The following is a 16,297-nucleotide window of genomic DNA, read 5'->3' as shown; positions in this document are numbered from 1 at the left end:
TTTAAAAATGACTATTTTTAGGGAGAGATTCACTTGCAACAAGGTTCTTACAGTATTACAATTTTTTTACTCGTCATAGGGCTCGTTATATTTAGACGCATGCGCTCTATGAATCGACCAATTAATAATAAAGGAAGACGACTACTATTGCCATTATTTTTCTTATTACCAGGTTTTTCTTTATACGCAGCACCGATACAACTTGCTGGTTGGCAATTTTGTATAGCTGCTGGGATCGGACTGCTATTGTCAATTCCACTTATTATTTTAAGTGGGTATGAAGTCAGAGAAGATGGTCAAATTTATGCAAAAAAAAGTATCGCTTTTATTGCTACATTTTTAGTTATCGTTCTTTTACGTGCTTATTTTAGAAGACATTTACAAGGTCTAGATCCAAAGTCAATCGGCATTCTTTTCTACACTCTTGCGGTTTGTTATATAGTACCTTGGCGTATTGGATGTTATATGAAATTTCGTAAAGTATATGTAGAGAAAGAGAAAATTGAGACGTCAATAAGCTAAAAGTCATACATTTGTATGGCTTTTTTCTTTTAAAATTTATCGGGTAAACGAATGAAAATAAGGTGTGAAAAAACACCGTTTAATTTTCTGAATATTATTACTTTAATTCCTTAAAAAATCATTGTAATCCACTGGGATAAAGGCGTTTATAAAGGTTTTCACATGTAATAAAAAGTGCTCGTTCACTTGAAAGAACAAAAAATGTTTGTTAAGGTAGGGAACCATAAGCGAAAACAAGAAAATAGAAAAAGTCATTTTTCGAAATTTTGAATGGCTTATGGACTAAGGGAGAGATTTGGTGAAGATTGAAATTATGGTATCGCTTGCTATTTATATGGCAGGTATGTTGTATATCGGATATTGGTCTTATAAGAAGACATCCGATTTATCAGATTATATGTTAGGCGGGAGGGGACTCGGTCCAGCAGTTACAGCTTTATCAGCTGGTGCTTCTGACATGAGTGGTTGGATGCTAATGGGATTACCTGGTGCGATGTATGCAACAGGATTATCAAGTGTATGGATTGCGATAGGTTTATTAATAGGTGCGTATGCAAACTATTTAATCATTGCCCCGCGTTTACGAACGTATACAGAAGTGGCAAATGATTCAATTACGATTCCAGACTTTTTAGAGAATCGGTTTAAAGATCGTACGAAAATACTTCGTTTTGTCTCCGCTATCGTCATTTTAGTATTTTTCACATTTTATGCGTCGGCTGGTTTAGTTTCAGGTGGACGTTTGTTTGAAAATTCTTTTAACCTTGATTATAAAATTGGTTTATTTGTAACAGTGGGTGTCGTTGTTGCGTATACACTATTCGGTGGCTTTCTAGCCGTAAGTTGGACGGACTTTGTGCAAGGTTGTATTATGTTTATTGCGCTTGTATTAGTGCCAATTGTTGCTTTTACGGATGTCGGTGGTGTAACAGAAACATTTAATACGATTAAGCAAGTCGATGCATCGCATTTGGATATGTTTAAAGGGACTACAGTATTAGGGATTATTTCCTTTTTAGCATGGGGCCTTGGATATTTTGGTCAACCACATATTATTGTCCGCTTTATGGCAATTACCTCTATTAAAGATTTAAAAACTTCTCGTAGAATCGGTATCGGTTGGATGACGATTTCAATTATAGGTGCAATGCTTACTGGTCTAATTGGTATCGCCTATTATGCTAAAAATAATGCGATATTACAAGACCCAGAAATGGTCTTTGTAACATTCTCAAATATTTTATTCCATCCATACATTACAGGATTTTTATTATCAGCTATTTTGGCTTCGATTATGAGTAGTATTTCCTCACAATTACTTGTTATTTCAAGTGCAGTAACGGAAGACTTTTATAAAACATTTTTCCGTCGTAACGCAAGTGACAAAGAACTTGTATTTATCGGTAGATTATCAGTATTAGTAGTGGCTATGATAGCAGTTGTTTTAGCGTATCATCCAAGTGATACAATTTTAACACTTGTAGGTTATGCTTGGGCAGGATTTGGTTCAGCATTTGGACCCGCTATTTTATTAAGTTTATATTGGAAGAGAACGAACAAATGGGGCGTTCTTGCTGGTATGATTGTCGGTGCAGTAGTTGTTATAGCATGGGTACAAATTCCAAGTTTAAAAGCAATTATGTATGAAATGGTACCTGGATTCTTCTGTAGTTTATTAACTGTTATCGTTGTAAGTTTATTAACGAAAGAACCCGTTAAGGCAGTTCATCGTGAATTTAATGAGATGGAAGCAGTACTGGAAGAAGAAACGAAATGATTTGAAAAGAGAGTAGATGGTGAATAACGTTTACTCTCTTTTCTTTTTAAATGAAATAAGTAACTTATTGACAAAGAAAAGTAAGTAACTTATAATAAGTATTGATGTTGAGATAAATGACATTCTAAATCAAGTTTTATTATGATTTTAGAGTGAGTAAATGTTTTTTGGAAACTATCTTGAAATCGAGATAATCCCGATAAGTTAGACGCTAATGTGTAATTTTGTAATTAATATCTCGAATTCGAGATAAAATTATTATAACGGATTTTACTTTGTAGCATGGACAAAATGAATAATGAATTTAAATGTAAAAGAATTTTTATAATGAAATAAAAAAGGAGTGGAAGAAATGGAAAAGAAAACAATGGGAATCCATCACATTACAGCGATTGTAGGGCATCCACAAGAAAATGTAGACTTTTATGCTGGTGTATTAGGGTTACGTTTAGTGAAACAAACAGTGAATTTTGATGATCCAGGTACGTACCATCTTTATTTTGGAAATGAAGGAGGAAAGCCTGGAACAATTATTACGTTTTTCCCATGGGCAGGTGCTCGTCAAGGTATTATTGGGGACGGTCAAGTAGGAATTACGTCTTACGTTGTACCAAAAGGTACAATGGAGTTTTGGGAAAATAGATTAGAAAAATTCGATGTTTCGTATACAAAAATGACTCGTTTTGGAGAGCAGTATTTAGAATTTGATGATCCGCATGGTTTGCATATAGAATTAGTTGAAAGAGAAGCAGGCGAATTAAACAATTGGAGTTTTGGAGAAGTTACACCAGAAGTAGCAATTAAAGGGTTTGGAGGTGCTGTTCTTTTATCTGCACAGCCTCAAAAAACAGCTGAATTGTTAGAACATATTATGGGTCTTGAAAAAATTGGAGAAGAGGGCGAATTTGTTCGATTTCGTTCTTCTGCTGACATTGGAAATATTATTGATTTGAAATTATCAACAATCGGTCGTGGCCAAATGGGCGTTGGTACAGTTCATCATATAGCCTGGAGAGCGAGTGATGATGCTGATCAGCTAGACTGGAAAGAGTATGTGTCGCGTTTTGGATATCACGTAACTCCTGTACAAGATCGAAATTATTTTAACGCGATTTATTTTAGAGAACATGGTGAAATCTTATTTGAAATTGCAACAGATCCTCCTGGTTTCGCTCATGATGAATCGTTAGAGACGATGGGGGAGGAATTAAAGTTACCGGAACAATATGAACAACATAGAAAACAGATTGAACAAACGCTTTTACCATTTGAAGTGAGAAATTTAGATTAAAGTGATTGAAGGGGGAAAAGGATTATGATGAAACATGTTTTTCAAAAAGGAAAAGATACGTCAAAACCAGTGCTGTTATTACTTCATGGCACAGGTGGTAATGAATTAGATTTACTACCACTTGCAGAAATAGTTGATTCGGAAGCGTCGGTATTAAGCGTTAGGGGAAATGTGTTAGAGAATGGGATGCCGCGTTTTTTCCGCCGATTAGCAGAGGGCATTTTTGATGAAGAGGATTTAATTTTCCGTACGAAGGAATTAAATGAATTTTTAGATGAAGCGGCTAAAGAATATAAATTCGATAGAAATAACATTGTAGCTATCGGTTATTCGAATGGGGCAAATATCGCAGCAAGCTTATTATTCCATTACGAAAATGCATTGAAAGGTGCTGTGCTTCATCACCCAATGGTACCTAGAAGAGGAATGCAATTAGCAAATTTAGCAGGGAAATCTGTGTTTATTGCTGCTGGGACAAATGACCCAATTTGTTCATCAGCAGAGTCAGAGGAATTGAAGGTACTATTAGAAAATGCAAATGCGAATGTAACAATGCATTGGGAAAATCGAGGGCATCAATTAACGATGGGTGAAGTAGAAAAAGCAAAAGAGTGGTATGACAAAGCATTTTAAAAAAAGAAGCATCTGCTAACGATTAGCAGATGCTTCTTTTTTATTTAAGACTGGATTGCAAGATGAGATGAAGAAAGTGGTAGCTCAATATCAACAATCGTACCTTTATTTAATTCGCTTGAAATGTGTAATTTACCATGATGTTCTTCAATTATTTTGTAACACATCATTAATCCTAGTCCTGTGCCTTTTTCTTTTAAACTATAAAAAGGTTCGCCTAGACGGGAGATACGATCTTCTGGAATGCCACAACCTTCATCGATAATTCGTATTAAGATGAAATTATCCTCTAATGGTTTTGTTTGGATGAAAATATTTCCGCCATTTGGCATCGCTTCTATCGCATTTTTTAATATGTTTATAAAAACTTGTTTTAATTGGTTACCGTCACATTGAATATCATATACGTAATCAAAATGATCCATGATGATATGAACGCTATGCATAATTGCAGTCGGTAAAATAAATGTAACTACCTCTTCAATTAAAGTTTGTATGTTACAAGTTTGGATAGATAATACTTGTGGCTTAGACATCGCCATAAATTGACTCGTGATGGATTCCATTTGTGAAATCTCACTTAACATAACATCGATATACCATTTTTGCTCCTCATTTATTTCAGGGAGGAGCAACGTTAGAAAACCTTTTAGAGAAGTGAGTGGATTTCGAATTTCATGGGCAATTCCAGCTGTCAGTTGTCCGACTACTGCGAGCTTCTCAGATTTTCGTAATAACTTTTCAGTTTCTTTTAGCTCAGTAACATCTCTCCCCATCACGATAAGACCTTTGCGAGAACCGTCAGGATGATAAAGCGGGACTTTTGATATACTTAAGATTAGATCGAAATCATCTCTATGTATAATAAATTCCTCGCCATGAAGAATTTGTCTTTGTTGCCATGCTAGTTCATCAATTTCTTCACAATGTAAAAAAGCTTCTCGGTATGCTTCATTATATTGAATGAGTTCGCTATCTTTTTTCCCGTGGTAAGGTACATGATGGAAATTGAAGCAAGAAAGTGCGTAGTCATTTGCCTCAAGCCAGCGCCCTTCATGATCTTTAAAAATAACAAACGCAGGCATGGAGTTTACTAATGTACGCAATCTCTTCTCACTTTCTTTTAGTATATTCTCAATTCTTTCTGATTTTTCAAGCGGCTTCATAATAGCATATACGCCAGTAAGACGATTTTGAACAAAAATAGGAACTAGTTTTGTCACAACATCTAATAAGAATCCATTTTTATGATAAATAGATAAGATATACTCTTGTTGATTATCCGCTTCAGTATTCTTTATATTTTGTAATACTTGCTCAGAAATATGGGCTTCTAAAATAGAGGTAATATTTTTCTGTTCTAATTCTAAAGAAGTGTAACCTAATATTCTTTCGGCAGAAGGATTTATATGTAGAATAACTCCTTCTAAATTTAATGAAATAATACTATCAGGATTGTGTTCGAACAGAGATGCGTACATTTCTGTTAATGAACGATCTTGTATATGGTTTCGCAAACGTCTAGAAATGTTCGGATGACGTTTTTTTTGAGTTGGTGAATATTTTTTACGACTCATAATAGTTCCTCCGTACAAATAGCATCTAAAAAGATTTGTCTATTCATAACTATAATATAGATGTAATGTGTATTTCTATAAAAAATGGAAGTTATAGAATAAATTTTGTTTTTTTTATTTTTTGCAAGGTGAATGCAGGATGGTAATAAGGGGAGCTTATATTGTTTTATAAACCTTTTGTAAGTTACAGACGGTTGTTTTCCGTATAACATTAGGGTAGAGGAGGGGGAGAGAAAATGAAAAATTATATTCAAGGGATTGATCACGTGCAAGTAGCTGCACCTGTAGGGTGTGAAGAAGAGGCGCGTGATTTTTATGGGAATACGATTGGTATGGAAGAAATTCCAAAGCCAGAAGAGTTGAAAAAACGAGGTGGATGTTGGTTTAAATGCGGAAATCAAGAAATCCATATTGGTGTCGAGCGGAACTTTACACCAGCTAAAAAGGCTCATCCAGCTTTTTATGTGAATGAAATTAATGAATTTAAGCAAACACTTATAGAGCAAGGTGTTAAAGTGATTGATGATTATGCAAGGCCAGATGTAATTCGATTTTACGTGTCAGATCCATTTGGAAACCGAATTGAATTTATGCAAAATAAAGACTAGGTGGATTCCCACCTAGTCTTTAACTTCTTCTGAAAAGTCTTAACACTTCTACAGTTTCTGTAATATTAACGAATGCATTCGGGTCGATTTCAGAAATTGTTAGTTTCATACTTGATAATTCTTCACGAGAAACGACGGTCATAAGTACACGCTTTTTCTCGCTTGAATAAGCACTTTCGCCATCAAGTAACGTTATTCCACGTACAACAGTTGAAAGAAGTTGTTTTTTCATTTTTTCTGCTTCATTTGTTACAATCATAAGTGTAACTTTACGATGTTTTGTATGAACAGCATCAATTACTTTACCAGTTACATAAATTGAAAGTAAGCTTGTAAGTGCAACATCCCAGGTGAAGAAGAATCCTGCGATTATTACAACGACTGCATTTAAAATAATAAGGAATCCGCCAAGTTTAATGTCTCGCTTGCGGGATAAAAGCATACCGATAATATCAAATCCACCAGTGGATCCATTACAGTTAAAAACAAGACCAATACCAGCTCCGGCGATTACACCTCCGAAGATAGAAGATAACAATGGATCTGTTGCTACGACTTTTACTGGAACGTAGTATAATGCAACAGATAATACAACTACAGAGACAACTGTGTTAAAAATTACTTTTTTTCCAAGACCTATGTACCCTAAAATAAGGATAGGTAAGTTTAATACAAAGTTAATAATGCCTGTGTTTACAGGGGTTACAATCCCTAAAATAATAGCAATTCCGCCAATTCCACTACTTAAAATTTTGTGGGGGATAAGGAAAAGATTAAAGGCAACCGCAATAATAATAGAACCGATAATAACACCAAGGAATCTGACCATTTCTTTCCCGTCCTTCACTGAAAAATTCATATTATTTCAAGATTATATATGATATTGAAAGTTTTGGGTAAAAACAGTTTATTTAGGTAAATTAGATTAATCAAAAGAATTTGAGTATTTTATCATTTGAAAGGGGATACAGTTGTGAAGATAAAAACATATCAACAGAAAAGCCTGTTGAAGCAAGAATGTGAGGATTCTTATTTTTGTAATAAAGAAAAAAAGATTTATGGTGTATGTGACGGTGCAACACCACTTGTCACGTTTCGTGATGAAAAGGGACATAATGGAGCATACATCGCTTCGCATTTATTTGCAAGTTATTTTACTGCATTACGAGAGAATCATAGTTTACAATTTGCAGTTGCCAAAGCAAATGAAGCATTGCAAAGCAAAATGTTAGAATATGAAGTAGACACGAGAAAAAAAGAGCATTTGTGGTGCACATGTATCGCGGCAGTCCAAATAGTTGGTGAGAAAATTGAATATGCGCAGCTTGGGGACTGTATGATTGTCGCAACTTTTCAAAATGGAACGATGCAAGTATTAACGAAAGACACAGTTGAAGGAATTAGTAAAAGAGCAAAAAAGAAGAGGGAAGAAGATCGTAAAAAAGGGTTATCTGTACCAGAAGAATATGTTTTTCAAGATGTTCGAGAACAGTTAAAATACAATCGTTATCTTGCAAATATGCCAAATGGTTATTCAGTTGCAAATGGAATGAAAGAAGCGATACATTATTTACAACATGGTGAATTACATACAGATGAAGTGAGTGGGATTTTTATTTGTTCAGACGGGTTATTTCACCCAGATTGGTCATTAGAACAAACTGTTGCATATATAAGAAAGAATAGTATAAACGAATATATAGCAATTATTGAAGAGCTAGAAGCGGAAAAGAGAATAAGGCCAGATGATAAAACGATTATAATGATTGATTTTTAAGAGGAGGCAGTTCAAATGGAAATTAAACGTGTCAATCTAACATTTCAAGATGAATTAGTTCCTTTAGAAAAAGTAAACAAACTGATTATTCACCATACAGCTGAAGATGGATGGGACGTGTATAAAACGCATGAATTTCATCAAACTGTAAGGGGGTGGAGCGGAATTGGTTACAACTATTTTATCGAAAAGGATGGAACTGTAGTGGAAGGGCGAGGTTTACATATTGGAGCGCACGCGAAAGACCATAACCGTCATACAATTGGAATATGTATGACGGGAAATTTCGATAAATACGATCCCACTCCTGCACAAGTGAATGCATTATATTCTTTATGCAAAATGTTTATGAAGCAATTTGCTATAAAGAAAGAAAATATACTAGGTCATAGGGAGTTAGAAGGAGTTACAAAAAGCTGTCCTGGTAATCGTTTTTCTATGGTAGAGTTAAGGAAGATATTATCTTAAATATAGAGGAGTAACAACGATGATGAATATAAAAATACCAAATGATAAAAAAGAAGAGCTTGTAGCACAAATTCAGCAATTTTTCATGGAAGAAGATCTAGATGAAATTGGACGTTTCCAAGCAGAGCGTTTAATAGAAGAAATGATTAAATTAGTTGGACCATTTGCATACAATCAAGCAATTGGAGATGCAAGAAAGCTTGTAAGTGAGAAATTAACGAATATGGAAGAAGATTTATACGTGTTAGAGAAAAATGAAGGGAAATAAAAAAAGAGCCGATGGGCTCTTTTTTTATTTTTCTTTCTTATGTTCCTTATATTCATGTACTTTTTCTTTCACATTACCAACTGTATCTTTAGCAGTGCCTTTCACCTTATCCCATTTTCCTTCAGCTTGTAATTTCTTATTGTCAGTTACTTTCCCAACAACTTCTTTGACTTCACCTTTTACCTTATCAATGGTACCTTCTACTTTTTCTTTTAAACCATGATCATGTTTAGTCATACATTTCTCCTCCTTGTAGTTTGATTAGAATTCTCTTTTCATATTGCAAGTTGAATGATGTATCTAGTAATATCGTACCAAATCTAGTTTGAATATTCAAATGATTAATAGGATAGAAAAGGAATTGTCATAAAATGTTTAAAAATGTAACGGAAGGAGAAATAAAGTAAATTATCCCCCGTCTTTTGCGGTCCATATTGATTTTGTATAAGCGATTTTCATGTGAGCACGTTCCATGTTATTTTGACTGCCGCTACCGAACCTTGCTTGTCCAACTATTAAAGTACAATTGGATTCAATAGCTGTCTTAATTCGTTTTTGAATTAATGCAGTATGACAGCCTTTACGCTGAAATTCTGGCAAAGTAGCAGAAGCAGCTAATGATGCGACACCCTTATTTATATACAGGACACCAATACCAGCAGGGATATTTTGAACTTCAGCTATGAAAAAATGCCACCCTGGTTCATTGTAAAGAATTTCATTATTTTGGCGCACGCTATCTTTTGTAAAGGATGGCATATTAAATCCACGTACATAAATGTCTGCAAAAATATCAAACTCATTTTCTTTTAGTTTTCGTATTGTAATATTAGAAGGAAGAAGTGATGAACCCTCTCTCGGTATACTATACAAAGCAGTATGGAAGCTAGATTGATAAAACCCTTTTTGAGATAAGTATTGAAATAATTCAGTTGTACCTTGTGCTGGGGTAATTTCAAAACGACAAGGGATTTGTAGTGATTCATAATAAGAAATGATTGCATCAATCGCATCTGCATTTGTAATACCTTTTACTGTATTAAAAGCAGGACCAGCAATTATTTTTGATGAAAAGGCAGTGGCGCTACCGAATTTTTTCATTTGCACTTGCATTGGGTTTCCGCTTATTGTTTGTAGTCTCTCTAATCTAGAAGAGAGCATGTCAATTTCTGCATTTTCAATTTCTGTTGCTATATCGAGTGTCATAACAGTAGTCATAAAATTCCTCCGTTAATAAATATATTTCATAGTACATATACGATTTTTGTTTTGAGATTCCTGTTGGAATGTGAGAGAATAAGGGTTTTTTTGGAAGGGAAATGGAAGTGAGCTGTCGAAGGGAGTGGAAACAGATTAAAGGTGGTGCTCTCATGAAACAAAAAACCGTGCAGACATGCTCTAATTGTGGTTCTCAAAACATAGGAGAAGGTGAGTTTGTCGGATATGCACAAATACGGAAAAAGGAAACGATGTTCACATCTTCACCGGTGGATGCGTATATTTGTACAGATTGTGGGAATATCCTTCTATTAAAAGTACGACATTATGAAAAGTTTAAGCAGAAGCCGTTATGATCATTGAGAAATGGTCATATCCAACGTTGTATACGAAACGACTTATGTTAAGGAAAATGAATATGAGTGATAGTTTACATATATATGAGTATGCTACAGATAAAGAGATGACAACTTTTACTGTATGGGATGCTCATCGATCGTTATGTGACACATATAACTATGTAGAAGAGATTGTGGGGCAATATAATGAAGGGCAAGTAGCACCTCTTGGAATTGTATTAAAAGAGGAGAAAAAACTTATAGGCACGTGTGGATTTATAAAATACGATTTGGTCACACATACAGCAGAAATTGCATACGCCTTATCTCGAAAATATTGGGGAAGAGGATTAGCCACGGAGGCTGCATTAGCTTTTTTCTACTATGGTTTTCATGAGTTGCATCTTAATAGTATTGAAGCGGGATGTGATTCAGAAAATGAAGCATCTGAAAAATTAATGAAACGTTTGAATATGGAGTACAAATATACAATTCAGAAGGATATGTTTATTAAAGGTAAGAATCGCGATACAAAAAGATATTGTATATCTAGAGAAGGATATATGAATCAATGAAATATCTTACATTGAAAAACTCCTTTAAATAAATCAAGGAGTTTTTTTATTTTGATAACAACAAATCGGAGTTTATCTTTTTGTTCGTGTGTTAGGAGTATGGGAGATATATCGAATTTTAGTAGAAAATAAGGAATACAGTAATCGTTTTATTTTTAAACTGAAAAAGAAAGTAAGAAAAAAGGTAGATAGTTTATCGTTCTGAATTATTTCCAAAGAAATAATTCAGAAAATACAGAAAAATGTCGTAATCATTTGCGGAAGTCTGTTATAATAAACGAAAAAATGAAAACGCTTTAAAGGGGGATGTAACCAATATGATGATGAATGTACCGCTAACAATTAGTTCTATGATGGAAAGAGCAGAAAAGTTATTCTCAAAGAAAGAAATTGTTTCTCGTACACATGATACCATTACGACATTAACGTATAAGCAGCTAGGAGAAAGGACGAGAAGACTTTCTAGTGCGTTAAAAAAGCTTGGGATTAAGGAAGGCGAACGTGTAGGAACGTTAGCGTGGAATCATCATCGACATGTGGAGGCGTATTTTGCTATTCCTGGTATTGCTTCCGTTTTACACACAATTAATATTCGTTTATCTCCTCAACATATTTCATACATTATTCAGCACGCAGAAGACCGAATTCTACTTATAGATGAAGATCTCGTACCGCTTGTTGAAAATATTCAATCACAATTATCAACTGTACAAGCTTACATTATTATGACTGATAAAGATGAACTCCCAAACACTACGCTGAAGCCTGTATATCATTATGAAAAGCTATTAGAAGAAGGCGATCCCAATTTCCAATTTGTAAAAGATATTGATGAAAATACACCAGCTGGTATGTGTTATACGTCAGCGACTACAGGAAATCCGAAAGGTGTTGTATATACGCATCGTAGTACTGTACTGCATTGCATGGCACTCGGTTTAGCGGATACAGCTGCTTTATCGGAAAGTGATGCGGCGATGGCAATTGTACCGATGTTCCATGTGAATGCTTGGGGACTTCCTTTCGCTGCTACTTGGTTTGGATCAAAACAAGTTCTTCCAGGACCGATGTTTACGCCGAAAATTTTATTAGAAATGATCCAATCTGAAAAAGTGACGTTAGCTGCCGGTGTGCCGACAATTTGGCTCGGTGTATTACAAGAGTTAGAAAATAATAGTTATGATTTATCTAGTATGACGAGAATACTATGTGGTGGTGCAGCCGCACCGAAAAGTGTTATTAAAGCATTTGAACAGAACACAATGTTCCTTTCATCCATGCATATGGTATGACCGAAACAAGCCCACTCGTAACACTTGCACGTTTAAAAAGTTATGAAACAGAATTATCGTATGAAGAGCAATTAGAAATTAGATCAAAGCAAGGGTATCTTGTCCCTGGTGTAGAGATGAAAGTAGTCGGTACAAATGGTGAAGTGAAGTGGGACGGTACGGAGATGGGAGAACTATGTTTACGAGCACCTTGGATCGCTGAAAGCTATTATAACGATGATCGTACTGTCGAAGGTTTTCGCGATGGATGGTTATATACTGGTGATGTTGTCACAGTGGATGAGGAAGGTTGCGTGAAAATTGTTGACCGTACGAAGGATGTTATTAAAAGCGGGGGAGAATGGATTTCTTCGGTCGATCTTGAAAATGCTTTAATGGCACATGATGCTATATTTGAAGCGGCTGTCGTTGCAGTTCCTCACCCTCAGTGGCAAGAGCGACCAATTGCCTGCGTTGTTCAAAAGAAAAATAGTACGGTTACAAAAGAAGAAATATATGAGTTTTTAAAACCACAGTTTGCGAAGTGGTGGTTGCCAGACGATATTGTCTTTATGGAAGAAATACCGAAAACATCTGTTGGGAAGTTTTTAAAACAGGCGCTTCGGAAAGAACTGGAGCATTTGCATAGAGAGAAATAAGTGAACTTCTATTTGTAAACTCTAATACATTAATGGTTGACAAAAGAAGAATGGAAAGATAATATGATTTTTGTGATATGTTACCTAAAATGAATTTTAAGTTTACAAATAGGAGAAGCAAATATGAATACAAAAAACTTAGTTTTTGTCGCTTTATTTAGTTCTATTATGGGAGTGTTAGGGTTAATACCTCCGATTGCTCTTTCTATTACACCAGTTCCAATTACATTGCAATCACTCGGTGTTATGCTTGCGGGTGGGTTGTTAGGATCACGTCTAGGTGCGTTAAGTCAGCTTATTTTCTTACTTATTGTAGGAGTTGGAGCACCATTGCTTGCTGGTGGACGCGGTGGCCTTGGTGTATTTGTTGGACCAAGTGCAGGATATTTACTTGGTTACATCATTGGGGCGTTTGTTATTGGTTATTTAATTGAGCGTTTACGTGAAGTTTCTATTATAAAAGTATTATGTATTAATATAATTGGTGGTATTTTCGTAGTTTATGTATTTGGTATTACTGTACAAGCGTTCTTAATGGATGTTTCTGTATGGGAGACAATGAAAGTGAGTGCTGTGTTTTTACCAGGGGATTGTATAAAAGCAATTATTGCGGCAGTTCTCGTAACAAAATTACATCGTTCATTGAAACATATTATTACGCCCGCTTTAAAGAATGGAAAATATACAAATGCGGGATGATAAAGGGAAGAAACACGTTAATTGCGTGTTTCTTTTTATTATTATTGTAAAGAAAGGACGTCTCATATGGGGATTACAAAAGAATATAAAAAGCATGCCTCTTTACAACCAAATAAAATAGCGATAAAGGAAAATGATAGAGTTTTAACATATAAAGAGTGGTTTGAATCAGTTTGTAAAGTAGCAAGCTGGTTAAATGAAAAAAAATCGAAGAATAAAACGATAGCAATCCTATTAGAAAATCATATAGAGTTTTTACAACTATTTTCTGGTGCCGCTATGGCCGGGTGGGTTTGTGTTCCGTTAGATATAAAGTGGAAACAAGATGAGCTCAGAGAAAGAATTGAAATTAGTAATCCGGATATGATTGTGACAGAACGATATAAGGTGAATGATCTATTGGATGAAGAAGGAAGAGTAATTGAAATTGATGAGTGGAAAAGAATGATAGAGAAATATCTTCCTACATATTCCACTGTAGAAAGTGTACAACATGCTCCTTTTTATATGGGATTTACATCAGGATCAACAGGAACAGCAAAAGCATTTTTACGTGCACAGCAATCGTGGGTTCATAGTTTTGATTGTAATGTACATGACTTTCATATGAAAAGGGAGGATTCAATTTTAATAGCTGGGACGCTCGTTCATTCTCTTTTCTTATACGGGGCAATAAGTGCATTATATGTAGGACAAACAGTGCACATTATGAGAAAGTTCTTTCCAAATCAAGTATTAGATAAGTTAGAAACTGAAAATATATCAGTTATGTATACAGTTCCGACAATGCTTGAATCTTTATATAAAGAAAGTAGATTAATAGAAAATAAAGTGAAAATTATTTCGTCAGGAGCGAAATGGGAAGCTGAAGCGAAAGAAAAAATAAAGAATATATTTCTTTATGCGAAAAGATATGAATTTTATGGTGCATCAGAGTTAAGTTTTGTAACAGCACTAGTCGATGCAGAAAGCGAAAGAAGGCCAAATTCAGTAGGAAAACCTTGTCATAATGTGCAAGTTCGAATATGTAATGAAGCAGGCGAAGAAGTACAAAAAGGTGAAATAGGAACTGTTTATGTGAAAAGTGATCAGTTTTTTATGGGATACATAATAGATGGGGTTTTAACACGGGAGTTGAATGCAGAAGGTTGGATGACAGTGCGAGATGTAGGCTATGAAGATGAAGAAGGCTTTATATATATTGTTGGTAGAGAGAAGAATATGATTTTATTTGGAGGAATCAATATTTATCCAGAAGAAATAGAAAGTGTATTACATGAACACCCAGCTGTTGATGAAATAGTTGTAATTGGTGTGAAAGATAGTTACTGGGGTGAAAAGCCCGTCGCGATCGTAAAAGGAAGTGCTACGAAACAACAATTAAAGAGTTTTTGCTTACAGAGATTATCCTCTTTTAAAATACCGAAAGAATGGCATTTTGTAGATGGAATACCTTATACAAATAGTGGGAAAATCGCTCGTATGGAAGCAAAAAGTATGATTGAAAACCGGGAGAAAATATATGAATAGAGCAGTCATTGTAGAGGCGAAAAGAACACCTATTGGTAAGAAGAATGGGATGTTAAAAGAGTATGAAGTTCAGCAATTAACAACGCCGCTTCTTACGTTTTTAAGTAAAGGGATTGAGAGGGAAATAGATGATGTCATATTAGGTAATGTTGTTGGGCCAGGAGGGAATGTTGCGAGACTATCTGCTTTAGAGGCGGGACTTGGCTATCATATTCCTGGTGTAACGATTGATCGGCAATGTGGTGCTGGTTTAGAAGCAATTCGAACTGCGTGTTATCTCATTCAAGGCGGGGCAGGTAAGTGTTATATCGCCGGGGGAGTAGAGAGTACAAGTACGTCACCTTTTCAAAAAAGAGCACGATTTTCACCTGAAACAATTGGTGATCCTGACATGGGAGTAGCGGCTGAATATGTTGCAGAACGTTATAATATAACGAGAGAAATGCAAGACGAGTATGCTTGTCTTAGTTATAAGCGGACACTGCAAGCGTTAGAAAAAGGATATATACATGATGAAATATTTTCTTTTAATGGATTATTAGATGAATCTATAAAGCTAGAAATGAATTATGAACGAATCATTAAAAGAACAAAGCCCGCATTTTTACAAAATGGAACAGTGACGGCAGGTAATTCATGTGGTGTAAATGATGGGGCATGTGCTGTTCTTGTAATGGAAGAGGGACAAGCCCGAAAGTTAGGTTATAAACCTGTCCTTCGTTTCGTTCGTAGTGCTGTAGTGGGAGTGGATCCCAAGCTTCCAGGGACTGGTCCGATATTTGCGGTGAACAAATTATTAAACGAAATGAATATGAAAGTAGAGGACATCGATTATTTTGAAATAAATGAAGCATTTGCTTCAAAGGTTGTTGCTTGCGCAAAAGAGTTACAAATCCCGTACGAAAAAGTAAATGTAAATGGTGGAGCAATTGCGCTCGGTCATCCGTACGGTGCATCTGGTGCTATGCTTGTAACACGTTTGTTTTATCAGGCACAAAGAGAGTCTATGAAATATGGAATTGCTACATTAGGAATTGGAGGCGGGATAGGGATTGCGCTATTATTTGAGAAAGTAGAAGACTAGCG

The 16,297-nt window shown here is 35.2% G+C and carries 17 protein-coding genes and 2 pseudogenes; 15 read left to right on the top strand and 4 right to left on the bottom strand.

Translation table 11 applies throughout. The features are described 5' to 3' along the window. Positions 1–33: 33 nt before the first annotated feature. The 4 genes from BC_RS18175 to BC_RS18160 all read left to right on the top strand — a co-directional run bounded on the left by BC_RS18175 (position 34) and on the right by BC_RS18160 (position 4,223). Positions 34–522, top strand: a complete 489-nt coding sequence (locus BC_RS18175) for a cytochrome c biogenesis protein CcdC (protein WP_001183920.1) — start codon at positions 34–36, stop codon at positions 520–522. Between the two features lie 298 nt (positions 523–820). Beyond that, positions 821–2,299, top strand: coding sequence for a sodium/proline symporter PutP (putP, locus tag BC_RS18170; RefSeq protein WP_000687595.1), 1,479 nt, complete (start codon positions 821–823; stop codon positions 2,297–2,299). A gap of 352 nt (positions 2,300–2,651) precedes the next feature. Beyond that, entirely contained in the window at positions 2,652–3,590 is a 939-nt protein-coding gene (locus BC_RS18165; RefSeq protein WP_000412739.1) for a ring-cleaving dioxygenase, read from the top strand. Positions 3,591–3,614: 24 nt separating this feature from the next. Then, a complete protein-coding gene (locus BC_RS18160) occupies positions 3,615–4,223 on the top strand; it encodes an alpha/beta hydrolase (RefSeq protein WP_000975492.1) in 609 nt (202 codons plus the stop codon). A gap of 44 nt (positions 4,224–4,267) precedes the next feature. On the opposite strand, the gene BC_RS18155 is transcribed toward BC_RS18160, so the two are convergent. Further along, on the bottom strand, positions 4,268–5,800 hold the full coding sequence (locus BC_RS18155; RefSeq protein WP_000087648.1) for a BA3702 family sensor histidine kinase: 1,533 nt from the start codon (positions 5,798–5,800) through the stop codon (positions 4,268–4,270). Positions 5,801–6,036: 236 nt separating this feature from the next. Between BC_RS18155 and BC_RS18150 the strand changes: the two genes are divergently transcribed. Continuing rightward, positions 6,037–6,408, top strand: a complete 372-nt coding sequence (locus BC_RS18150) for a VOC family protein (RefSeq protein ID WP_000800772.1) — start codon at positions 6,037–6,039, stop codon at positions 6,406–6,408. A gap of 19 nt (positions 6,409–6,427) precedes the next feature. Here BC_RS18150 and BC_RS18145 read toward each other — a convergent pair whose 3' ends face one another. Next, positions 6,428–7,237, bottom strand: coding sequence for a YitT family protein (locus BC_RS18145; protein WP_000251345.1), 810 nt, complete (start codon positions 7,235–7,237; stop codon positions 6,428–6,430). Positions 7,238–7,363: 126 nt separating this feature from the next. On the opposite strand from BC_RS18145, the gene BC_RS18140 reads away from it, so the two are divergent. From BC_RS18140 to BC_RS18130, 3 genes are read left to right on the top strand one after another with little or no spacing between them, the layout of a single operon-like run. Next, positions 7,364–8,185 (top strand): protein phosphatase 2C domain-containing protein, encoded by an 822-nt coding sequence (locus BC_RS18140; protein WP_002195735.1) that lies wholly within the window; start codon positions 7,364–7,366, stop codon positions 8,183–8,185. A gap of 15 nt (positions 8,186–8,200) precedes the next feature. Continuing rightward, a complete protein-coding gene (locus tag BC_RS18135) occupies positions 8,201–8,653 on the top strand; it encodes a peptidoglycan recognition protein family protein (RefSeq protein WP_000404000.1) in 453 nt (150 codons plus the stop codon). A 19-nt stretch (positions 8,654–8,672) separates the two neighbouring features. After that, positions 8,673–8,921 carry a DUF2164 domain-containing protein gene (locus BC_RS18130; protein WP_000981066.1) on the top strand — a complete coding sequence of 83 codons (249 nt, stop codon included), beginning with the start codon at positions 8,673–8,675 and terminating at the stop codon, positions 8,919–8,921. Between the two features lie 24 nt (positions 8,922–8,945). Here BC_RS18130 and BC_RS18125 read toward each other — a convergent pair whose 3' ends face one another. Then, positions 8,946–9,158: a CsbD family protein gene (locus tag BC_RS18125; protein ID WP_000160421.1), complete on the bottom strand. Its 213-nt coding sequence runs from the start codon at positions 9,156–9,158 to the stop codon at positions 8,946–8,948. Between the two features lie 171 nt (positions 9,159–9,329). Continuing rightward, positions 9,330–10,139 carry a GNAT family N-acetyltransferase gene (locus tag BC_RS18120; RefSeq protein WP_000214342.1) on the bottom strand — a complete coding sequence of 270 codons (810 nt, stop codon included), beginning with the start codon at positions 10,137–10,139 and terminating at the stop codon, positions 9,330–9,332. 152 nt (positions 10,140–10,291) lie between these two features. Here BC_RS18120 and BC_RS18115 point away from each other — a divergent pair, with 152 nt between their 5' ends. The 7 genes and pseudogenes from BC_RS18115 (at position 10,292) to BC_RS18085 (ending at position 16,295) form a co-directional block, all read left to right on the top strand. Further along, complete coding sequence (locus BC_RS18115) at positions 10,292–10,495, top strand: hypothetical protein (protein ID WP_000810948.1); 204 nt, start codon at positions 10,292–10,294, stop codon at positions 10,493–10,495. Beyond that, positions 10,492–11,052, top strand: coding sequence for a GNAT family N-acetyltransferase (locus BC_RS18110; RefSeq protein WP_000582845.1), 561 nt, complete (start codon positions 10,492–10,494; stop codon positions 11,050–11,052). The genes BC_RS18115 and BC_RS18110 overlap by 4 nt, the downstream gene beginning before the upstream one ends. Before the next feature lie 64 nt (positions 11,053–11,116). Further along, positions 11,117–11,257, top strand: a pseudogene (locus tag BC_RS18105) (helix-turn-helix domain-containing protein); the annotation flags it as partial. 112 nt (positions 11,258–11,369) lie between these two features. After that, a pseudogene (locus BC_RS18100) lies at positions 11,370–12,982 on the top strand (long-chain fatty acid--CoA ligase). Between the two features lie 123 nt (positions 12,983–13,105). After that, entirely contained in the window at positions 13,106–13,681 is a 576-nt protein-coding gene (locus tag BC_RS18095) for a biotin transporter BioY (protein WP_001093334.1), read from the top strand. 66 nt (positions 13,682–13,747) lie between these two features. After that, on the top strand, positions 13,748–15,211 hold the full coding sequence (locus BC_RS18090) for an acyl-CoA synthetase (RefSeq protein WP_000513150.1): 1,464 nt from the start codon (positions 13,748–13,750) through the stop codon (positions 15,209–15,211). Next, the gene (locus BC_RS18085) at positions 15,204–16,295 is read left to right on the top strand and encodes an acetyl-CoA C-acyltransferase (protein ID WP_001078007.1); all 1,092 of its coding nucleotides are present in this window, start codon (positions 15,204–15,206) and stop codon (positions 16,293–16,295) included. The genes BC_RS18090 and BC_RS18085 overlap by 8 nt, the downstream gene beginning before the upstream one ends. Positions 16,296–16,297 lie beyond the last annotated feature (2 nt).

Source organism: Bacillus cereus ATCC 14579, assembly GCF_000007825.1.
Taxonomy (GTDB): Bacteria; Bacillota; Bacilli; order Bacillales; family Bacillaceae_G; genus Bacillus_A; species Bacillus_A cereus.
The sequence above is the reverse complement of the archived record's forward strand: the minus strand, read 5'-3'. Positions and strand labels throughout refer to the sequence as shown.